This window comes from Arthrobacter sp. UM1, from assembly GCF_020483305.1.
In the GTDB taxonomy this organism is placed as follows: domain Bacteria; phylum Actinomycetota; class Actinomycetes; order Actinomycetales; family Micrococcaceae; genus Falsarthrobacter.
On record NZ_JACWAB010000001.1, the window covers coordinates 185,559 to 205,988 of the forward strand.

The window sequence follows — 20,430 nt, forward strand, 5'->3', positions numbered from 1 at the left end:
CCGTGATGCAAATCACGGGTGCGGCGGGCTCTCGCGGACGGACTAGTGGGTGTCTGCCGCCTCCACCTCGCTGAGGTCCCCGCTCCACTGGGTGTGGAACGTCCCCTCTGCGTCCACGCGGCGGTACGTGTGGGCTCCGAAGAGGTCCCGGAGGCCCTGGGTGAGCGCAGCGGGAAGGCGCTCCGCCCGCAGGGCGTCGAAGTAGGAGAGGGAGGAGGACATGACCGGCGCGGGAACGCCCGTGAGGGCCGCATGGGCCACGATCCGCCGCCAGGACGGCAGCGCGTCCTCGAGGGCGCCCCGGAACTCCTCGGCGAGGAGGAGGCTGACGGGCTTGGCGCCGTCCGCGTACGTCTTCATGATCGTGTCCAGGAGGTCCGCGCGGATGATGCAGCCCGCGCGCCACAGTCCGGCGATCCGCGAGATGTCCAGGGTCCACCCGTACTCGTCCGCGGCCTTGAGGAGCATGTCGATGCCCTGGGCGTAGCTGACGAGCTTGGTGGCGTAGAGGGCCTTGCGGACGTCTTCGACGAACGCCTCGCGGTCCTCCGGCGCCACGTCCGGCTCGAAGGCGGAGCCGAAGTCCTTGTGGGCGGCGGCGCGCTGCTCAGGCTGGGAGGAGAGGCCGCGGGCGAAGACGGACTCGGCGATGGCGGAGACCGGCGCTCCGATCTCGAGGCCCGAGATGACCGTCCAGCGGCCCGTGCCCTTCTGCCCGGCCGCGTCCACGATGACGTCGACGAGCGGCTTGCCCGTCTTGGCGTCCGTCTGCTTGAGGACGCGGGAGGTGATCTCGATGAGGTAGCTCTCCAGCTCGGTGGCGTTCCAGCGCTCGAAGACCTCGGCCTGCTCGGCGGGCTCGAGGCCGGCGGCCTGGCGCATGAGGTCGTACGACTCGCCGATGACCTGCATGTCCGCGTACTCGATACCGTTGTGGACCATCTTGACGAAGTGCCCGGCGCCGTCCGTCCCCACCCAGGCGCAGCAGGGCTCTCCGCGGAAGTCCGCGGCGATCTTCTCCAGCATCGGTCCGAGGGAGCGGTAGGACTCCTCCGAGCCGCCCGGCATGATCGAGGGGCCGTTGAGAGCGCCCTCCTCGCCGCCGGAGACGCCGACGCCCACGAAGTGCAGCCCCTTCTCCGCGAGGGCGGCCTCGCGGCGGCGCGTGTCCGCGTAGTGGGAGTTGCCTGCGTCGATGACGATGTCTCCCTCGTCCAGCAGCGGAACGAGCTGCTCGATGACCGCGTCCACCGGGGCTCCGGCCTTGACCATGACGAGGACCCGGCGGGGGCGCTCCAGCTTCTGGACGAGCTCTTCGAGGGAGTCGGCGCGGACGAAGTCCCCCTCGGAGCCGTGCTCCTCGAGGAGAGCGTCGGTGCGCTGCGGGCTGCGGTTGTGGACCGCCACCGTGTAGCCGTTGCGGGCGAAGTTCCGGGCCAGATTGGCTCCCATGACCGCGAGGCCGGTGACGCCGATGTCCGCGAGTTTCATGCTGCAGCTCCTGAAGAGGGTCTCGAACCGAGCCGCCGGGGGAGTCCGGCGGATTGGGGGCGTGCCCTTCTCCAGGCTATAGTCAGATGTCCGGCGGCGTCAGCCGCTGTCCACAGGGGCCTTTAGCTCAGCTGGTAGAGCGTCAGTCTTACACACTGAATGTCATCGGTTCGATCCCGGTAGGGCCCACTCCCACGGCTGCGCTTACGGCAGCTGCGCCTGCGTCTCCTCGTCGTCCTCCGCCGCGTACTCGGCCGGGTCCACGCACGGCTGCGGGTGCTCCGGAGCCTGGTCCTTGCGGTTCTTCGCCGGGATGCCCGTGAGCACGGCCCCGGAGGCGGAGTCCTTGACGACGACGGCGTTGGCGCCGATCGCCGAGTCGTCCCCGACCGTCACCGGGCCGATCACCTTGGCCCCGGCCCCGATCGTGACGCGCGAGCCGATGGTGGGGTGGCGCTTGACGCGCTCGAGCGAGCGGCCTCCCAGCGTGACGCCCTGGTAGATGAGGACGTCGTCCCCGATCTCGGCCGTCTCCCCGATGACCACGCCCATGCCGTGGTCGATGAAGAACCGGCGCCCGATCCTCGCGCCCGGATGGATCTCGATGCCCGTCAAGGCCCGCGTCACCTGCGAGACCATCCGCGCCGCCGGGCGCAGCCGCCTCTTCTGCCACATCTGATGGGCGAGACGGTGGGACCAGATGGCGTGCAGTCCCGAGTAGATGACGAGATTGTGCGCGTCGGACCCCGAGGCGGGGTCCTGGCGGCGCGCGGTCTGGAGGTCCTCGCGCAGGGCGCTGAGGATCTTGGCGGGCAGCTTCACGGTGCGGAGTCTCTCCTCGGTCGGTCTCGGTCTGGGCCGGCGGGGCGCGCGGACCCTGGGGTCAGCGCAGGTCCTCGTAGAGCGCGGTGGAGATGTAGCGCTCGCTGAAATCCGGGACCACGGTCACGATCAGCTTGTCCCGGTACTCCTCGCGGCTCGCCATCTGCAGCGCGGCGAACACGTTGGCGCCGGCCGAGATGCCGCCGGCGATGCCCTCGAACCGGCCGAGGTCCCGCGCGGTGGTCAGGGCGTCGTCGAGCTCGACGTCGAACACCTCGGAGTAGACGTCCCGGTCGAGGACGTCGGGGACGAAGTTGGCCCCGAGGCCCTGGATCTTGTGGGGGCCGGCCTTCCCGCCCGAGAGGATCGGGGAGTCCGCGGGCTCCACCACCGCGATCTTGACCTCCGGCGCCCGCTCGCGGAGCACCCGGCCTACGCCGGTCACCGTGCCGCCCGTGCCGACTCCCGCGACGAACGCGGCGAGCTCGCCGTGCGTGTCCTCGAGGATCTCCTCGGCTGTGGTCTCGGCGTGGACGCGGGGATTCGCCTCGTTCTCGAACTGGCGCGCGAGCACCGCGTTCGGCGTGCTGGCCACGATCTCCTCGGCCTTCTCCACCGCGCCCCTCATGCCGTCGGCCCCGGGGGTGAGGACGATCTCGGCGCCGAACGCCTTGAGCATGATGCGGCGCTCCACGGACATGGTCTCCGGCATCGTGAGGACCACGTTGAAGCCCCGCGCGGCGCCCACCATCGCAAGTGCGATGCCGGTGTTGCCGCTCGTGCCCTCGACCACCGTGCCGCCGGGCTTCAGCTGCCCCGAGGCCATGGCCGCGTCGATGATCGCGGCGCCGATGCGGTCCTTGACGCTGTTCGCCGGGTTGGCGGACTCGAGCTTCACAGCCACCCGGCCGGGCAGCCCCTCCGTCAGCCGGTTGAGCATGACCAGGGGAGTGCCCCCGATGAGCTCCGTGACGTCCTGGTAGATCCGGCCGTGTGCCGGGCGCTTCACATCTCCCACGCGAGTGCTCCTCAAGTCGTGTCTCGAATCGTCTAGGTCAGGTCAGGCCGGCTGCGGACGGATCCAGTCCTCGAAGGCCCGGCGCGCCTTCGAGAGCTTGGGATTGACGATCACCTGGCAGTATCCCGCATCCGGGAACTCAGCGTAATAGTTCTGGTGGATCGGCTCGGCCTCGAAGAACTCGCCGAGGGGCTCCAGCGCGGTCACGATCGGGTCGTCCCACAGCCGCGCGGCGCGCTCGCGGGCCGCCTCGAAGTCCCCCGCGTCCCGCTCGCTCGCGGCGAAGACCGCGCTGCGGTACTGCGTGCCGACGTCGTAGCCCTGGCGGTTGAGCGTCGTCGGATCGTGCATCGCGAAGAACATGTCCAGGATCACCGAGGCGGGGATGACCGATTCGTCGAAGGAGACCCGCACGGCCTCCGCGTGGCCCGTCCTTCCGGAGCAGACCGACTCGTACGTCGGATGGGGCGTCCTGCCGCCGGTGTAGCCGCTCGTCACCTCGGTCACGCCCCTCACCTCGCGGTAGAGGGCGTCGAGGCACCAGAAGCAGCCGCCGCCGAGGACGAGCGTGCGGATCGGACGGGTCTGGGTGTCGGTGTTCTCAGCCATCACTGCCTGCAACGCCCGGGCCGCCCGGCTCATTCCCGCCTGTGGCATCATGCCTCACATGAGCCAGAACCCGCGCCCGGACGCCGAACAGCCCCGCTTCTCCGACCTCGTGGACCTCGTGGACGGCCTCTGGCCCTTCAGCCTCACCGAGGACTGGGACAGGACCGGCCCCGTCGCGGGCCGCATGCAGCGTCCCGTCTCGAAGGTGCTCGTCGCCGTCGACCCGGTGGCCGAGGTGGTGGACGAGGCCCTCGAGGGCGGCTACGACGCCCTCCTCACCCACCACCCTCTCCTGCTGCGCGGAGTCAGCTCCGTCTCGGACGAGGGGTACAAGGGCGAGCTGCTCACCCGCCTCATCGAGGGCGGGTGCGGTCTCATCGCCGCCCACACCAACGCGGACCAGCCGGAGGGCGGCGTCTCGGACCTCCTGGGGCAGGTCCTCGGGCTCCGGGACATGGAGCCCCTCGTGCCCGCGAAGGGGAACGACGACGTCGAGGCGCCCGCGGGCATCGGCCGCGTGGGAACGCTCGAGCAGCCGATGGCGCTCGCGGCCTTCGCCCGCCGCGTGGCCGGGGCCCTGCCGAGCGTGGCCGGCGGCGTCCGGGTGGCGGGCGACGCCCAGGCCGAGGTGCGGCGCGTGGCGCTGTGCGGAGGCGCGGGGGACTCCCTCTTCGACGAGGTGCGCGCGAGCGGAGCGGACGTCTTCGTGACGTCGGACCTGCGCCACCATCCCGCTTCCGAGGCCCGCGAGGAGGCCAGGGGCGGCACGCCCTATCTCATTGACACGGCGCACTTCGCGAGCGAGTGGGTGTGGGTGCCGTTCGCGGCCGAGGCTCTGAAGCGGGCCGCCGCGGAGCGCGGCTGGGAGATCGAGACGACGGCGAGCGAGGCCGTCACGGACCCCTGGGACTTCGTGCTCGTGCCGGACCGCCGCTAGGGACGCCCCGGGGCCAGGCCGCTCTTGACTGCACCGCGCCCCTCGGGACCGAGCCTCTTCAGGGCGGACCTGCTCCCGTTCAGGACTGCGCGAACGAGTGGTCCTCCGGGAGGACGAGCGTGAGCGAGCGGGGCTTCGAGCGGTGGGCCTCGCCCAGTCGGACCTCCCACCCGCGCGGAGCGAACTGGGACTTGGCCCAGTCCCGGAGGGCCTGGGCGGAGCCGAGCCGCTCCCCGGACTCGAGGAGGGCGCGGACCGCCTGGCCGCGCGTGTGCTTGGCGAAGTGGGAGACGACCGCGAGCCGGTCCCCGCGCCTCTGGACCACGTCGAGGCCCACCCACTGCGAGGGCTCGGGCTTGAACATCCCCGCGTAGGTTCCGCTGCGGGCGTCGACGACGAGCCCGCCGCTGCAGTCCTCGGCGAGCGGCTCGGCGAGGTGCCGGGACCACCAGGTGGCCAGGGGAGAGCCGAGCGCGGGGGTCTTGAGCGTCCCCGAGGCCCGGTAGGCCGGGATCCGGTCCGTGAGGCCGAGAACGCCGAAGGCGGCCGAGAAGACCCGGACCTGGGCGTGGGCTCGGCGCTTCGCGGCGGGGGAGAGGTCCTCATACCCGAGGGCGTCGTAGAGGACCCCTTCATAAACGGAGGCCGCAGCGGCCGCGGGCGCGGTGCGCCAGGACGCGTTGGCCCTGACGAGTGGCAGGAGCTTCTCGGAGACGCCGAAGCGGGCGGCGGCGTCGTCGTGCTCTGACGCCGAGGCGATGGCCTCGAGGGCCTCCTCGCGGGAGTCCGCCAGCTCCGGGAAGGAGAGGGCGTCCAGCCGGACGGGCGTGCCGCGCGCGGGGGCGCGCTTGGTCTCGGAGGGCGGGAGGAAGAGGCGCACCGGTTCATCGTATCGAGCCGTAGAATGGACTGCTGGACGGGACGCGAGGACGATCGCGGCGCCTGAGGGCGTCGAGGAAAGTCCGGGCTCCGCAGAGCGCCATGGTGGGCAACGCCCACTCGGGGAGACCCGCAGGCCAGTGCCACAGAGAACAGACCGCCCGCTCGGCTCGTCCGGCGCGGGCAAGGGTGAAACGGCGGTGTAAGAGACCACCAGTGCCGGGGGCGACCCCGGCAGCTCGGTAAACCCCATGGGGAGCAAGGCCAGACAGGGCGCGTTCGAGGGCTGCTCGCCCGAGCGTCCGGGTAGGCCGCTAGAGCCGCTCAGCAATGGGCGGTCCAGAGAGATGATCGTCACCGTGACGCTGGCGACAGCACACGGCACAGAACCCGGCTTACATCGCGTCCCGTCCCTCGATCCCGATGCGCCCCCGGTAGACTGAGGGGGCGATTCTCCGCGCGGCAGCGCCGCCGCGGCGAGGCTGACGTGCACAGCGAGGTGCACGCCCCCACCGAGGAAGGAACAACGATGTCCCTGAACCCCGAGTCCGAGCCGGACGTCTCCGAGAACACCGCGGGTCTCGACTCCGCAGACACGCTCAACGAGTGGATGGACCGCGAGTCCCACGCCGAGGCCATGATCCCGCTCCTCGGCACCCTCTACCGCCGCAACAACGTGGTCCCCTCGATCCACGGCCGCGCGCTCATCAACCGCTCCGCGATCGGCATCCTCAAGCTGCACCGCTTCGCGCGGCAGATCGACGGCTCGCCGCTCGACATCGCCGAGACCCTCCCGCTCGTCAAGGAGCTCGCGGAGATGGACCTCGCGGCGTCCTCGATCGACGTGGCCCGCCTCACCGTCAAGTACGGCAAGGAGGGCAACGGCCGCTCGCTCAAGGAGTTCCTCGCGGACGAGCTCGCCGAGATCGCCGGCAAGGGCGGAGAGGGCGCCCGCGAGCCGCGGGACGTGGTCCTCTACGGCTTCGGCCGCATCGGCCGCCTCGTGGCCCGTCTGCTCATCGAGCACGCCGGCGGCGGCTACGGGCTGCGCCTGCGCGCCGTCGTGGTCCGCCCCACCGGCAAGAACGACCTCGCCAAGCGCGCCTCCCTCCTGCGCCGCGACTCGGTGCACGGCCAGTTCGACGGCACCATCACGGTGGACGAGGACAACAACACGATCCGCGCGAACGGCACGCTCATCCAGTTCATCTACGCCAACGACCCGGCGTCCGTGGACTACGAGCAGTACGGCATCAAGAACGCGATCGTGGTGGACAACACCGGCAAGTGGCGGGACGAGGAGGGGCTCGGCCAGCACCTGAAGTCCAAGGGCGTGTCCCAGGTGCTCCTCACGGCTCCCGGCAAGGGCAGCCTCAAGAACATCGTGCACGGCGTCAACCACAAGGACATCGAGGAGACGGACTCGATCCTCTCCGCGGCGTCCTGCACCACGAACGCCATCACCCCGGTGCTCAAGGTCCTCAACGAGAAGTACGGGATCGTCCACGGCCACGTGGAGACCGTCCACTCGTACACGAACGACCAGAACCTCATCGACAACTTCCACAAGGGCGACCGCCGCGGCCGCTCCGCCGCGCTCAACATGGTCCTCACGGAGACGGGCGCCGCGTCCGCCGTCGCGAAGGCTCTGCCCGAGCTCAAGGGCAGGCTGACCGGCAACGCGATCCGCGTCCCCACGCCGGACGTCTCGATGGCCATCCTCAACCTCCAGCTCGAGACCGAGGTGGAGAAGGACGAGGTCAACGCCCACCTGCGGGACATCAGCCTCAACACGCCGCTGCGCAAGCAGATCGACTACACGTCCAGCCCGGAGATCGTCTCCACGGACTTCGTGGGCTCCCGCCAGGCGGGCGTCGTGGACGGACTCGCGACCATCGCGCAGGGCAAGAGCCTCGTCATGTACGTCTGGTACGACAACGAGTTCGGCTACTCCTGCCAGGTCCTGCGCTGCCTCGAGACGATGGCGAACGCGAGCTTCACGCTCTACCCGCCGCTCGAGAGCTGACCCCCGGCGTCTCGCGTCCAGCCGGCGCGAGACGTCCCGGACAGCGTGAAGGCCGGCTGCTCGGATCCTCTCGGAGGCGAGCGGCCGGCCTTCGGCGTTCCGACGACGACGGCGGGCGCGTCCCCGCCCGGCCGGATCAGTGGCCGAACGGGTCCTCGTCCTCGCCCGGCGTCCACGTGTTGCCCGGCACGAGCCAGTGGCGGTTCTTCATGAACTTGAACGCCCGCTTCTTGTAGCGGTCCTCGAGGCGGTCCACGTAGAGCTTGCCGTCGAGGTGGTCCGTCTCGTGCTGCATGACGCGGGCGAACCAGCCGGTCGCCTCGAAGTCCAGCGGCTCGCCGTTGCGGTCCAGGCCCGTCACGCGCACCCACTCGGCGCGCTTGAGGGGGTAGGTGGCGCCGGGGACGGAGAGGCAGCCCTCGGACTCCTCGTCCGGGTCGGGGAGCACCTTGGAGACCTTGCCCAGCTGGAGGCGCGGGTTGATGACGACGCCGCGCTCGGGGACGCCGTCGTCGTTGGCGAACTCGTAGGTGAAGAGGCGCAGGCCGACGCCCACCTGGGTGGCGGCGAGCCCCACGCCGTGGGCGGCGTCCTGGGTCTCGAACATGTCGTCGATGAGCGTCTGGAGATCGTCGTCGATCACCGTGACCTCGCGGGTGACGGCGTGGAGCACGGGCTCGCCGTAGATGGTGATGGGGCGAATCGTCATGGGTCCTCCGTGGGGCGTGAAAAAAGACCGCCTCCTGCGGGGGAGGCGGTCTTGTTCTGCGCTCGAGCCCGGCCGGGCGACCGTGCATGCGTGCGCTGCGGGGTGAGTAACGGGGCTTGAACCCGCGACCTTCTGGACCACAACCAGACGCTCTACCAACTGAGCTATACCCACCGTGGAGTGCGTTTCAGCTCCTCCGACGGCGACCGCCGGGGCGCTGAGCAGCGTGTTCAATCGTACACGACGAACGGGCTGAAGACCTAAACGGGCGGCTCGGCCGCGTCAGGAGTCCTGGGCGGAGGCCGAGCCCGCGGGGCTCTCCAGCACGGAGGCCGCGATGCGCTTGGCCGACTCGGAGTCGGGGCCCGGCTCGGGCACGAACACGGCCTCGCGGTAGTACCGCAGCTCGTTGATCGAGTCGAGGATGTCGCCCAGTGCGCGGTGATTGCCGGTCTTGGCCGGGGACTGGAAGTAGGCCCGCGGGTACCAGCGGCGGGCGAGCTCCTTGATCGTGGAGACGTCCACCACCCGGTAGTGGAGGTGCTCGATGACCTTCGGCATGTCCCGCGCGAGGAAGCTCTTGTCCATGCCCACCGAGTTGCCACCGAGCAGCGCCTTGCCGGGCTCGGGGCAGTGGCGCCGGATCTCCGCGAGGACGATCTCCTCGGCCTCCTCCATGCCGAGCCCCTCGGGCAGCTCGGTGAGCAGACCCGAGCTCGTGTGCATCTGGCGGACGAAGTCGTTCATGTGCGCCATCGCCTTCTCGCTCGGCCTGATGACGACGTCGACCCCCTCGCCGAGAACGTTGAGCTGCGAGTCCGTCACGACGACGGCGACCTCGATGAGCGCGTCCTCCACGAGGTCCAGCCCGGTCATCTCGCAGTCGATCCACACGATGTTCTCTTGAGAAATAGCCACGGGACCACAGTACGGGACGGGCCCGGCGGCAGGCTCGCGGCGGGGTCCCCTTGGTAAGATTCAAAAACCTGTGCGGCGTGCGGGAAACAGCCCCGTGCCCGTCCGTGCAGGCCGTCCGACTTCTCCGACTTCACGAGGACATCCGTGGCCAACCAAGCGCGATCCATGAGCGGGCTCAACGTCGCCCGCCAGCAGGGTCGCCCCGGCGCACAGCCGCTGCGCCGCGGCCTGGGGCACCGGCTGCACCGCCGCTTCTCGGAGCAGGGGGAGGCCGAGGGGCGTCCCTGGGTGGCCATCTGGCAGGGCTTCGCCGGATCGATGATGCTCCTCGCGGCCTCCTTCGGCGTCGGCTGGGTCTCCAACTCGTCTTATGTCCTCACCTCGCTGCCGCCCGTCATCTGGATGCGGTACGAGCTTCCCGGCGTGATCACCTCGGTTGTGGTCCTCGTGCTCGGCGGCATGCTGCTCGTGCGCTCGTGGCTGCGGCTCGGCAGCCGGCTCGGCGACTTCAGCGGGCCGGGCGACAAGCGCACCGTCCGCTGGGCCACGGCTCTCTGGGTGGCGCCGATGTCGCTCAGCCTTCCCCTCTTCAGCCGGGACGTGTTCGCGTACATCGCCCAGGGGCTCATGGTCACCAACGGCCTCAATCCTTACAAGGACGGCTACTCGCAGATCACGGGCTACCTCCAGATCGGGGCGGACGACCTCTGGTCCCAGTCGCCGACCCCGTACGGTCCCGTGTGGCTGTGGATCGAGTCCTGGGCCGTGTTCTTCGGGCAGGGCGAGCCTCTGCCGAGCATCGCGGTGTTCCGCCTCATCTCCCTCCTCGGGTTCGTCATGATGTGGTGGGGCGTGGCCAAGCTCGCCGCGGTGCACCGGGTCAACGTGGCGCGGGCGGAGTTCCTCTCCGTGACCAACCCGCTCGTGCTCACCACCTTCGTGGCCAGCATCCACAACGACGCGCTCATGATGGGCTGCGTCATGGTGGGGCTCTATCTCATCGCGAGGAAGTACCGGCTGCTCGGCATCATCGTCTTCACGATGTCCATCGGCATCAAGCCGATCACGATTCTGCTGCTGCCCTTCATCGGGCTCATGTGGGCGGGGCGGGGAGCCTCGTGGCCCAGGAAGATCGCCTTCGCCGCGCTCACGATGGCCCTCAGCCTGGGGGTCATGGCCGTGCTCGGCTACCTCGTCGGCGGCGGCTTCGGCTGGGTCTCCGCGCTCAAGACGCCCGGCAGCGTCTGGATCTGGTACGCCCCGGTGGGCCTGCTCGGATTCCTCGTGGCCATGATCGGCAATGCGCTCGGGCTCAACGGCGCCAGCCTCACGGACGCGGTCAATCTGCTGGCCAAGATCGGCGCGCTCGTCGTCGTCGCCAAGGCGTTCCTCACAGGGGAGGACTCCCGGCTCATCCGGCGGATGGCGGTGGCGCTCGCCGCCGTCGTGCTCTCCGCCTCGATGATCCAGGGGTGGTACGTCGTGTGGCTGCTGCCGCTCTTCGCGGTCTCCGGGGTGCGCTCGGACTGGCAGTACAAGGTGCTCTCCTTCGTCACGCCGTTCTTCGTGGCGTACTCGCTGTGCGATCAGCTGGACGTCTTCCCGTACCTGGGGAACATCGACCTGACGAGCGCCCGGAACCTCGCGGCTGTGATCGTCATCGCGTTCTGCGTCTACCTCGTGGCGCTCGACGTGAAGACCAAGCACCTCTTCGACGTCCACTGGCCGCGGACCGGCGATTTCGTCCGGTTCGGCAAGCGAGCGGCCTCGCGGACCGGGAGCGAGATCAAGCGGCTGCGCGGCCAGGACGGCCAGGCCGACGTTCCGGCACGCCCGGCCGAGCCGCCTCACACTCGGGAGTAGGAGCCGCCGTTCTGTAGGGTGGGGCCTATGGACAGCAACGGCATGCCGAACTACGAGTCCACGTACCTCGCCACGTTCCAGGTGGGCGGCTGGGACGCAGACCCGTACACCGTCTCGGGCTCGAACTCGGATCTCTCCCAGGTGCAGTCCACCAAGGACTTCGAGGGGGACATCGAGGGCGTCAGCTACGGCCGGATGCTCATGGCCGGCAACTCGATCGGCGCCGGCTACGTGGCCTCCGAGGTGTTCGTGGGCGCCGTGGGGGACCGCACCGGCTCGTTCGTCTTCCAGCACTGGGGCCTCGCCGAGGGCGCCGCGGCCGCCTCGAGCGGCAACATCGTCCCCGGCTCCGGCACGGGCGAGCTCGCAGACATCTCCGGCCACCTCACCGTGTGGCAGGATGCCGACGGCGTTCACCGCATCCGCCTCGAGATCCCCCAGCGGTAGACTGGACGGGGCCCGCGAGGGCCCTTTCGGGGCAGCACTCGCCTCCAATGCCTCAGTAGCTCAGGGGACAGAGCAGGAGCCTTCTAAGCTTTTGGTCGCAGGTTCGAATCCTGCCTGGGGCGCTCAATTCCGGGGTTCCCGGCCCACCCGACAGCGGGCCGGGGCCCCAAACTCACCGAAAACTCACCGTTTACTCCAGCCATCCGCTGATCCTTCCTTCCTTTCAGCAGGCACGCGAGCCGGGCCGCCTCCGCCGATGCGGAGGCGGCCCGGCTTTTTCTGCCTCCGCGTCCTCCACAGGACGGCTTCGTGCGGCCGTCGAGCGGAGTTGTCCACGTTCGGCAGGCCCCCGGCTCGGGGGCGGGCTCCCGACTGCCACGGTGTTCCTGGAAGCGCTCCGGCTTCCCTGATCCGAGTCCTCGTGAGGGCTCCCGCTACGGAAGGAACACCATGTCCAACGTCACTCTCTACGGGACCGTGGGGACGTCCGTCGAGTCCGGAACCACGGCCACGGGCCATCCCACCGCGCAGTTCCGGCTGGCTCTGAACCACCGCTACTTCCAGAGCAAGTCCAACGAGTGGATCACCGGCCCCACATCGTGGGTCACCGTGCTCGCCTACCGGCGCCTGGCGCAGAACCTGCACACGTCGGTGGGCAAGGGAGACCGCGTCATCGTCACCGGACGGCTCTCCGTCCGGGAGTGGCAGGCGCAGGACGGCTCTCGGGGGCGCACGGTGGAGATCGTGGCCGAGAGCGTGGGCCCGGACCTGCGGTTCATGACCTGCAATGCGCGCAAGGCGGACTCCGGCGCCGACCTCCCGGGGCACAGCTCGGCGCAGGACGCGTCTGCGGAGCATCTGGCGTCTGAGCACGGAGGCGATGGCCTCGGCGAGGCGGAACTCGGCCAGGGCGCCCACGACGCGCGGGAGTGTTCTTCGTCGTCGGCCGGCTGCGAGGCCGGCGGACCCAGCGGCCTGACCGCCGGGGGCGGTTTCGAGGAATCCGGGGCCGCACCGGACTTCGGGCTGAGCCCGGACGAGCGCCGCGCTTCCTCCCTGTCCGCGGCGTGAGCCGAGATCTCCCGCCTGACTCCCACCGACCTGCTCACCACTGAGGACTGCACTCATGAACACTGACACCTCTCGCCCCGCCCCGAGCCGCCGACGTCCCCTCGAACGGCGGACCCGTGCGGCACGCCGGGCCGCGGCCGGACTCGCGCTCGGGGCGGTCATCGCCGGCGACGCCGGGATGGCCTCGGCCGCACTGGCCCCGCAGAGTCCCGGGTTCGCGCCCGTGGAGGCCCGCCACCTCCAAGACGCCGCCGGTGAGTGGCTCGGCCTCGCGCCGGGGGCTGTGGTGGCCAACAACCAGATCGTCCAGATCAACCTCAAGGTCAACGCCAACAGCTCCGACGGCTCGCGGCGCGAGCTGCCCACCTCGGCGCGGGTGACCCTGACGAACGGCGTCTTCCCGGCCAGCACGTCCGCCATCCCCGGGGTCCGGGTGGCCGAGGACCGCAAGACGGCAGACGTCGACTTCGGGCGCGTGCCCGGCGGCGGCGCTCGGCAGCTGGCCCTGGACGTCATGGCGTACGGAGACGCCGGGTCCGAGCTCTCCGCCGTCGTGACGCCGAATGTCGCCGCGCCGATCCGCCTGCCTGCGCTTCGCGTCAACGCGGTGAGCAGCGCGGGGCTGACCCTGGCCGGGGGCGGCTACCACTGGGGGATGGCCAAGGGAACGCGGGATGAGTCCGTCGACACGCACGTGGGACTCTCGGTTCCCTCGAACGGCGCGCCGCTCGCTCCGCGCATGAGCTTCGAGCTCTCCGCCGAGGGACCGGAGGGCGACGAGTTCGAGCTGCTCCGCCCCGACCCTGCCGATCCCGTGCTGTTCACGGGGCACGGCCCCTTCCCCCACGGCCTTCCGGCCCGCCCGGCGGTCAAGGTCGTCAAAGACGAGAAAGCCCGGGTCTTCCGCGTGACCGTGGACGGGCTGACTCCTCCGGAGACGGAGAAGGGCGGACCGGCGGGACAGGCTGCCGGTACCGGGTCCGAGGGGGTGCGCTGGCTCTCCGCGTTCCGTCTCCGCTTCAAGTACGCGAACGCGGACCGCCGAGCGGAGAAGCGGGACAAGGAGTACGAGGTCCGTCTGACGGCCAAGAACGTCGAGTTCCGCACTGCGGCCGGCGATCCCGTGGCCGAGACGTCCCACGGCAATGCCACGACCACTCACCGGGGCACGTCCTCGCCGGGCACCGTGGGGGTGCAGTACCTGCCGCTCTCGGTCCCGGAGCTCGTGCCGGATGAGCGGAATGCCGCCCTCACGATGCGCAAGGGCTCGGGCTGGCTCGAGGCCCAGCCGGGAGACCAGGCGATCGTGGTGGCCAAGAGCGGGCTGAACCGCCACACGACGCCCCAGACTGCAGGGCAGAGGACGGCGGTCACGATGTATCTGCCCATCGACACCGGATACACCCGGTTCGCGGGGGACAAGATCGGCGTGATGCGCTCCGGCAGCCCCATCGCGTTCTACGAGAGGCGGAACCTGCCGCCGTTCATCAAGTGGTCCACGGACCCGGTCACCTCGTACACCGCCGACCTGAGCGCCTTGAGGTACACCAGCGGCGGAGCGATGCCGGACAACGCCACCGTCGTCGCGCTCGAGAACCCGCCGGAGGCATACCGGAGTGTCACCAACCCGGCCCCGGACCCGCACCTGCGCGTGGACAACCTCTATGTCCCGGTCGAGTTCACCGCGGACCGCCTCAACCGCGACTTCGACGGGCGGGTGCTCCTGCCGGTCGGGTTCCAGATCGGCTCGGGGGCGGGCGCCGCCCGCGCGGACGGCGAGTTCAGGAGGCCGTCTGTCACAGGCGTCACGGCTTCCCTGACTGCCCCCGTGGGACGCCACCCGGAGGTCACCGGACGGACGTACACCCTCGACATCGTCAACCTCTCTCCCTTCCACACCGCGTCCACGGTGACGTCCTCCAAGGAGCGGCTCAACGCGGGAGAGTCCGCCGACATTGAACTCGGCGACGGCGCCGTGTCCCGCCATCCGAGTCTGGCTCCGAACCGCAACGATCCCCACCGGCTCAAAGGCACGGCCGTCTTCCCCGCCACGCTCGAGGTGGACCGCTCCTCGCTTCCTCAGGGAGCGGAGCTCCGCACCGCTGAGGACGGAACGACCAGCCTCTCCTACGAGGTGCAGGCCAAAGCCAACACGCCTGCCGTGACCAAGGTTCGCGTCAAGGCCAAGACCAACGGGGCCGTGGCGCACATCCGCCACACCACCCAGAACGTCTCCGCGTTCGTCAACCAGAAGCTGGACAGCATGAGCGCCAGCTCGTCGCTCGAGCTGCCGCTCGCGGGAGTGAACGCCACTGTTCTGGAGAAGCGCCCCTTCGCCGAGAGCATGGCCTTCGACGGCGAGAACGCCTGGGTCATCGAGGAGAGGAACCAGACGGCCGGTACTGCGGACCGCGTCGCAGTGGTGGACATCCTGCCCTACAACGGAGACCAGAACGGCACACGGTTCTCGGGGACAGCCCTCTCCACGAAGCCCGTCACCGCCGGACCCGGCGTCCGAGTGCTCTACACGGACGCGGATCCCGCCACCCTCGAGAGGGACCCTGCCGCCGAGAGCAACGCCGGCCGTTCCCTCGACAGCCCGGCCTCGCACTGGAAGGACGACGTGCCGCCGTCGGGCTACACCGGAGTCCTGCTCCTCGCCGAAGGGCAGAAGAGCGGAAGTGCCCTCACCGCCTCGATCCCGTTCAAGGCGGCAGGAAACCTGCCCGGCGACCGGTACGACAACACCGCCTGGGCGCGCTCCGGCACGGGCGGAGTCAACACCGAGCTGAAGATGATCCGTTCCGCCCAGGCCGTCTCGCCCAAGGAAGCCGCGGTCCTCCAGATCCACAAACGGCCCGCGGAAGGCGCGCAGCCTCGAGCCGGGCAGGAAATCGCCTACGAGATCGTGGTCCGCAACGGCGGCACCACGCCGGCCACGGACGTCTCCGTCACCGATCACGGAGGAGGCGGGATCGACCCCGCCTCCATCCGGATCGAGGGTGCTGACGCGGCCTCGCCCGCCCGCCTCGAGATCGGAACACTCGCAGCAGGCGAGACGCGCACTCTCCAGGCCACGGCCCTCATCCTTCCAGGCCACGAGGGCAAGGAGGCATCCAATCGAGTCACCGTGGAGAACCCGAGACACCCTGCCGCTCCCGATCCCGCGTCCTGCACCCCGAACCTCACCGCAGAGTCCGACACCGACGGTTGCGACGTCAGCACGCTCCCCGTGCCCACCGCAGCCAGACTCCACATCGACAAATCCGTCACCGCCTCCGGCCCCCACACGCCCGGACACGAAGCCGAGTTCACCGTCCGGGTGCGCAACAGCGGGCAGACCTCCGCCGAGAACGTCACGGTGACTGAGCACGGCGGTGAGAACCTGGACCCGGCGACCATCGCGTGGGGCGCAGCGCCGGAGGGCACCACCGTCACAGGGGAGCGCTGGCTCATCCCCAGTCTCAAAGCAGGAGAGACCAAAGAGATCCGAGTCAGAGCCCGCACCCGCGTCCCGAACGGGGCGGGGACTTCCGAGACGGCCGCGCGCAACCGCGTCAGCGTCGACTCTCCAAGCGTGCCCCGGCCGAACGGCGACGACCCCGCCACACGGACCTGCACGCCCAACGCGGACCTGGACAGTGACGGCGACGCCTGCGACGAGGAGAGCATTCCCCTCGCGGCCCCCGCGCTCGCGGTGACTCCGCCGTCCCCGCAGGCCACTGCAACCGGGCCCCTGCCGCCCAATGAGCCTGACGAGCCGACACCGCTCCTGCTCTCCACAGGCCACGCGGGGGCAGCCGGCGGCGCCGCGCCAGGCGGTCTCATCGGAGCCGCCGTGAGCGCCGCGGTCCTCGCCGCGATGGCCGGGGCGCTCGCGGTCATCCGGCCCTTCCGCATGAAGTCGGAGCGCACTGACTCCTGAGACCGCGATAACCCGGGGCCTGCCGGGAAATCCCCGGCAGGCCCCGACCCACACTGACGTCCGAGTGAAAGAGCCGTGGATGACATGACCGAAGCACGTCGAGCCCGAGGGACCCGCGCACCCCAGCCCTGCCGCAAGCGCTCGCGGTTCCGATGGACCGCGCTCGCGGTCGTGTTCATCGTCGGAGCGGCTGCGTTTTTCGGAATCGGAGGAGAGACCGCAGTCCGGTGGGCCCAGTCGTTCGTCTCCGGGCTCTGGGGCGGCTCTGAGAGGAGCGCGTCCGGCGAGCGGGTGGCTGTCGCGCCGGACGGCACCCGGACGGCTCCGGCCGCGGCACGGGAGTTCCGCGGGGCTGAGTGCGGCGAGCTGTCCCCTCGGCGCGAAGCACGCCCGGAAGGCGGGAGCTGGGCAAGCCCCGCGCTCGGTCAGGGAGGCAGGCTCCTCGAGCGCCGGGGAGGGAGCGCGGTGAACCTGCCTGATGCGCCGGACGGGATCATCTGGAGGGACGGAGCCGAGCTCGAGGACTCTTCCGGTGCCGTCCTCACAGCGGGGCACGTGGACGACGACGAAGGCCGTCTCTCGCCTTGGGGCAGCCTCCACAGGCTGAAGCCCTGCGACCGGGTCTACGTGGCAGGGGAGAGCGGCCGCGTCCACGAGTTCGCCGTCACGGATCTGTATACGACTCCACAGCGAGACCTGCCCGTGGAGGACGTCTTCCGCAGGAGAGGGCCCAAACGACTTGTCATGATCACGTGCTCAGGCCCCACGGTTCAGGACGCCGGAGGCCCGTTCCGCTTCCGGTACCAGCACAACCTGATCGTGCAGGCCGTCCCCGTGCCCGAGCGGCGGGCCGAGGGAGAGTCGAGAAGCACACCCGCTTCCGCCGCGGCGGAATGGCGGGCCTCCACGGGCACGCACTAGGCTGGGCGCATGGCCGAGTTCATCTACACCATGTCCCATGCCCGGAAGTCCGTGGGCGAGAAAGTCATCCTCGACGATGTGAGCATGTCGTTCTTCCCCGGTGCGAAGATCGGCGTCGTCGGTCCCAACGGCGCAGGAAAGTCGACCATCCTCAAGATCATGGCGGGGCTCGACACCCCCTCCAACGGCGAGGCCCGCCTGAGCCCCGGATACAGTGTCGGCATCCTCCTCCAGGAGCCGCCGCTCAACGAGGAGAAGACCGTGCTCGGAAACGTCCAGGAGGGCGTCGCCGAGATCTACGGCAAGGTCCAGCGCTACAACGAGATCTCCGAGGAGATGGCGAACCCGGACGCGGACTTCGACGCCCTCATGGAGGAGATGGGCAAGCTCCAGGAAGCCATCGACGCGGCTGACGCCTGGGACATCGACAACCAGCTCGAGCAGGCCATGGACGCGCTGCGCTGCCCTCCGGGCGACGCGGACGTGAAGGTCCTCTCCGGCGGCGAGCGCCGCCGTGTGGCGCTCTGCAAGCTCCTTCTCCAGAAGCCGGACCTCCTGCTCCTCGACGAGCCCACCAACCACCTCGACGCCGAGTCGGTCCTCTGGCTCGAGCAGCACCTCGCCACCTACCCGGGCGCGGTCCTCGCGGTGACGCACGACCGCTACTTCCTGGACCACGTCGCAGAGTGGATCTGCGAGGTGGACCGCGGCCGCCTGTACCCGTACGAGGGCAACTACTCCACGTACCTCGAGAAGAAGCGCGCCCGCATGGAGGTCCAGGGCAAGAAGGACGCCAAGCTTGCCAAGCGCCTCGCCGACGAGCTCGAGTGGGTCCGCTCCAACTCCAAGGGACGCCAGACCAAGTCCAAGGCCCGCCTCGCCCGCTACGAGGAGATGGCCGCCGAGGCGGAGCGGACCCGGAAACTGGACTTCGAGGAGATCCAGATCCCGCCGGGACCGCGCCTCGGCTCGCAGGTCATCGAGGCCTCGGACCTGAAGAAGGGCTTCGGGGACCGCATCCTCATCGACGGCCTCTCGTTCTCCCTGCCGCGCAACGGCATCGTCGGCGTCATCGGACCGAACGGCGTCGGCAAGACAACCCTCTTCAAGACGATCGTGGGACTCGAGTCCCTCGACGGCGGCGACCTCAAGGTCGGCGACTCCGTCAAGATCTCCTACGTGGACCAGAGCCGCGGCGGCATCGACCCGAACAAGTCGCTCTGGGAGGTCGTCTCCGAGGGGCACGACTTCATCCAGGTCGGCAACGTCGAGATGCCGTCCCGCGCCTACGTCTCGGCGTTCGGGTTCAAGGGACCGGACCAGCAGAAGAAGGCCGGGGTCCTCTCCGGCGGTGAGCGCAACCGCCTCAACCTCGCGCTCACCCTCAAGCAGGGCGGCAACCTCCTCCTGCTCGACGAGCCCACGAACGACCTCGACGTCGAAACCCTCGGCAGCCTCGAGAACGCGCTGCTCGACTTCCCGGGCTGCGCCGTCGTCGTCTCCCACGACCGCTGGTTCCTCGACCGCGTCGCAACGCACATCCTCGCCTACGAGGGAACTGAGGAGAACCCGTCGAACTGGTACTGGTTCGAGGGCAACTTCGAGGCGTACGAGGCCAACAAGGTGGAGCGCCTCGGCCCCGAGGCGGCCAAGCCGCACCGCGTCACCCACCGCCGTCTCACGCGCGACTGACGCACACTGAAACGCGGAAGGCCCCCGGGATCGGATCCCGGGGGCCTTCCGCGTCTGCGCGGCACTCATGGCGCGCGGCGCGCCGGCGGCACGCAGGCGGGCCCGCTTCAGTCCGCGAGGTGCATGAACTTCTCCGGCACGCGAATCATCCCCTCCTGGCCCACGGACGCCACGAGCAGGCCGTCCCGGGTGTAGATGCGGCCGGTGCCGAGGCCTCGCGCGCCCGTCGCGTTGGGGGAGTGCTGGACGTAGAGCAGCCAGTCGTCCACGCGGACGTCCCGGTGGAACCACATCGCGTGGTCCAGGCTCGCGATGGACATGCCCGGGATCGCCCAGTTGAGCCCGTGCCGGCGCAGGACCGGCTCGAGCAGCGTGTAGTCGCTCGCATAGGCGAGGGCCGCTCGTTGCACGGCCTGCGGTCCCTCCAGAGCGGTGAACGTCTTCATCCACACGGCGTTGTCGGGGCTGATCTCCAGCTTCTCGCTCGGCAGGTACAGGGGCTCCTGGACGTGCCGGACGTCGAAGGGACGCTGCTCGGCCCAGAACTTCGCGGCGGGGTGGTCGATCGAGCCGAGGAGCTCGGCCGTCGAGGGCAGGGACTCCGGGTCGGGGGCGTCGATCGGGACCGGGTCGTAGTGGTCCACGCCTTCGTCGTAGTCCTGGAAGGACGCGATCATCGAGAGCAGCGTCCGTCCGTCCTGGAAGGCGTGAACGCGCCGCGCGGAGAAGGAGCGGCCGTCGCGCAGATTCTCCACGCCGAACTCGATGGGCCGATCCGCGTCCCCGCCGCGCAGGAAGTATCCGTGCATCGAGTGGATGTAGCGGCCGTCCGGCATGGTGTCGTTCGCCGCCATGATGGCCTGGCCGATCACCTGGCCGCCGAACACGCGCGGTCCGGGGTTCGGAGCCACGGCGCCCTCGAAGAAGTCCTCGCCGGACTCCTTGACGCCCAGGTGGCGCAGCTGGAGCACCTTGCGCAGGTTCTCCGTCGGGTCGAACGGGAGGCCGGGGGTCGTGTCCGTGTTATCCGTCTGTTCGTTCACCTTGCCATTCTAACGACGCCAGCGGCGGCGATAGGCTCGACTGAAGACGCATTCAGCGG

The 20,430-nt window shown here is 69.8% G+C and carries 16 protein-coding genes, 3 tRNA genes and 1 other RNA gene; 11 read left to right on the top strand and 9 right to left on the bottom strand.

What is annotated here, in order from left to right; translation table 11 throughout:
- Positions 1-42: 42 nt before the first annotated feature.
- Entirely contained in the window at positions 43-1,491 is a 1,449-nt protein-coding gene (gene gndA, locus H9I38_RS00880) for an NADP-dependent phosphogluconate dehydrogenase (protein WP_226336749.1), read from the bottom strand.
- A 116-nt stretch (positions 1,492-1,607) separates the two neighbouring features.
- On the opposite strand from gndA, the gene H9I38_RS00885 reads away from it, so the two are divergent.
- Positions 1,608-1,680 (top strand) — tRNA-Val (locus H9I38_RS00885).
- Positions 1,681-1,695: 15 nt separating this feature from the next.
- Here the strand turns inward: H9I38_RS00885 and epsC are convergent.
- The 3 genes from epsC to msrA all read right to left on the bottom strand — a co-directional run bounded on the left by epsC (position 1,696) and on the right by msrA (position 3,907).
- Entirely contained in the window at positions 1,696-2,313 is a 618-nt protein-coding gene (gene epsC, locus H9I38_RS00890) for a serine O-acetyltransferase EpsC (RefSeq protein ID WP_226336750.1), read from the bottom strand.
- 61 nt (positions 2,314-2,374) lie between these two features.
- Positions 2,375-3,331, bottom strand: coding sequence for a cysteine synthase A (cysK, locus tag H9I38_RS00895; protein WP_226336751.1), 957 nt, complete (start codon positions 3,329-3,331; stop codon positions 2,375-2,377).
- 42 nt (positions 3,332-3,373) lie between these two features.
- A complete protein-coding gene (gene msrA, locus H9I38_RS00900; protein ID WP_226337317.1) occupies positions 3,374-3,907 on the bottom strand; it encodes a peptide-methionine (S)-S-oxide reductase MsrA in 534 nt (177 codons plus the stop codon).
- A gap of 91 nt (positions 3,908-3,998) precedes the next feature.
- Here msrA and H9I38_RS00905 point away from each other — a divergent pair, with 91 nt between their 5' ends.
- Entirely contained in the window at positions 3,999-4,877 is an 879-nt protein-coding gene (locus tag H9I38_RS00905; protein WP_226336752.1) for a Nif3-like dinuclear metal center hexameric protein, read from the top strand.
- Between the two features lie 79 nt (positions 4,878-4,956).
- Here H9I38_RS00905 and H9I38_RS00910 read toward each other — a convergent pair whose 3' ends face one another.
- Positions 4,957-5,757 carry a YaaA family protein gene (locus H9I38_RS00910; RefSeq protein WP_226336753.1) on the bottom strand — a complete coding sequence of 267 codons (801 nt, stop codon included), beginning with the start codon at positions 5,755-5,757 and terminating at the stop codon, positions 4,957-4,959.
- 37 nt (positions 5,758-5,794) lie between these two features.
- Here H9I38_RS00910 and rnpB point away from each other — a divergent pair.
- Both rnpB and H9I38_RS00920 read left to right on the top strand, forming a co-directional pair.
- Positions 5,795-6,170: RNase P RNA component class A (gene rnpB, locus H9I38_RS00915), an RNA gene on the top strand.
- 115 nt (positions 6,171-6,285) lie between these two features.
- Entirely contained in the window at positions 6,286-7,782 is a 1,497-nt protein-coding gene (locus tag H9I38_RS00920; RefSeq protein WP_226336754.1) for a glyceraldehyde-3-phosphate dehydrogenase, read from the top strand.
- 136 nt (positions 7,783-7,918) lie between these two features.
- Here the strand turns inward: H9I38_RS00920 and def are convergent, their stop codons facing one another.
- The 3 genes from def to orn form a co-directional block, all read right to left on the bottom strand.
- Positions 7,919-8,491, bottom strand: a complete 573-nt coding sequence (def, locus tag H9I38_RS00925) for a peptide deformylase (protein WP_226336755.1) — start codon at positions 8,489-8,491, stop codon at positions 7,919-7,921.
- Between the two features lie 101 nt (positions 8,492-8,592).
- Positions 8,593-8,665: transfer RNA gene (locus H9I38_RS00930), tRNA-His, on the bottom strand.
- Positions 8,666-8,773: 108 nt separating this feature from the next.
- The gene (orn, locus tag H9I38_RS00935) at positions 8,774-9,409 is read right to left on the bottom strand and encodes an oligoribonuclease (protein ID WP_226336756.1); all 636 of its coding nucleotides are present in this window, start codon (positions 9,407-9,409) and stop codon (positions 8,774-8,776) included.
- A 144-nt stretch (positions 9,410-9,553) separates the two neighbouring features.
- Between orn and mptB the strand changes: the two genes are divergently transcribed.
- The 7 genes from mptB (at position 9,554) to ettA (ending at position 19,328) form a co-directional block, all read left to right on the top strand.
- Positions 9,554-11,272, top strand: coding sequence for a polyprenol phosphomannose-dependent alpha 1,6 mannosyltransferase MptB (gene mptB / locus H9I38_RS00940; protein ID WP_226336757.1), 1,719 nt, complete (start codon positions 9,554-9,556; stop codon positions 11,270-11,272).
- A gap of 27 nt (positions 11,273-11,299) precedes the next feature.
- Complete coding sequence (locus H9I38_RS00945; RefSeq protein WP_226336758.1) at positions 11,300-11,719, top strand: DUF3224 domain-containing protein; 420 nt, start codon at positions 11,300-11,302, stop codon at positions 11,717-11,719.
- Between the two features lie 49 nt (positions 11,720-11,768).
- Positions 11,769-11,841, top strand: a tRNA-Arg gene (locus tag H9I38_RS00950).
- Positions 11,842-12,169: 328 nt separating this feature from the next.
- Positions 12,170-12,790 carry a single-stranded DNA-binding protein gene (locus tag H9I38_RS00955; RefSeq protein ID WP_226336759.1) on the top strand — a complete coding sequence of 207 codons (621 nt, stop codon included), beginning with the start codon at positions 12,170-12,172 and terminating at the stop codon, positions 12,788-12,790.
- 55 nt (positions 12,791-12,845) lie between these two features.
- Positions 12,846-16,715, top strand: coding sequence for a DUF11 domain-containing protein (locus H9I38_RS00960; RefSeq protein ID WP_226336760.1), 3,870 nt, complete (start codon positions 12,846-12,848; stop codon positions 16,713-16,715).
- A gap of 465 nt (positions 16,716-17,180) precedes the next feature.
- Positions 17,181-17,636: a class F sortase gene (locus H9I38_RS00965; RefSeq protein WP_226336761.1), complete on the top strand. Its 456-nt coding sequence runs from the start codon at positions 17,181-17,183 to the stop codon at positions 17,634-17,636.
- A gap of 9 nt (positions 17,637-17,645) precedes the next feature.
- Positions 17,646-19,328, top strand: a complete 1,683-nt coding sequence (ettA, locus tag H9I38_RS00970; protein ID WP_226336762.1) for an energy-dependent translational throttle protein EttA — start codon at positions 17,646-17,648, stop codon at positions 19,326-19,328.
- A gap of 107 nt (positions 19,329-19,435) precedes the next feature.
- On the opposite strand, the gene H9I38_RS00975 is transcribed toward ettA, so the two are convergent.
- Positions 19,436-20,371, bottom strand: a complete 936-nt coding sequence (locus H9I38_RS00975; protein ID WP_226336763.1) for an acyl-CoA thioesterase — start codon at positions 20,369-20,371, stop codon at positions 19,436-19,438.
- Positions 20,372-20,430: the final 59 nt, after the last annotated feature.

What these genes read in the sequence shown, in the direction of transcription:
- gndA (WP_226336749.1), bottom strand. Translation starts at nt 1,491, where the DNA reads ATGAAACTCGCGGACATCGGCGTCACCGGCCTCGCGGTCATGGGAGCC.
- H9I38_RS00905 (WP_226336752.1), top strand. Translation starts at nt 3,999, where the DNA reads ATGAGCCAGAACCCGCGCCCGGACGCCGAACAGCCCCGCTTCTCCGAC.
- H9I38_RS00920 (WP_226336754.1), top strand. Translation starts at nt 6,286, where the DNA reads ATGTCCCTGAACCCCGAGTCCGAGCCGGACGTCTCCGAGAACACCGCG.
- def (WP_226336755.1), bottom strand. Translation starts at nt 8,491, where the DNA reads ATGACGATTCGCCCCATCACCATCTACGGCGAGCCCGTGCTCCACGCC.
- H9I38_RS00945 (WP_226336758.1), top strand. Translation starts at nt 11,300, where the DNA reads ATGGACAGCAACGGCATGCCGAACTACGAGTCCACGTACCTCGCCACG.
- H9I38_RS00955 (WP_226336759.1), top strand. Translation starts at nt 12,170, where the DNA reads ATGTCCAACGTCACTCTCTACGGGACCGTGGGGACGTCCGTCGAGTCC.
- H9I38_RS00960 (WP_226336760.1), top strand. Translation starts at nt 12,846, where the DNA reads ATGAACACTGACACCTCTCGCCCCGCCCCGAGCCGCCGACGTCCCCTC.
- ettA (WP_226336762.1), top strand. Translation starts at nt 17,646, where the DNA reads ATGGCCGAGTTCATCTACACCATGTCCCATGCCCGGAAGTCCGTGGGC.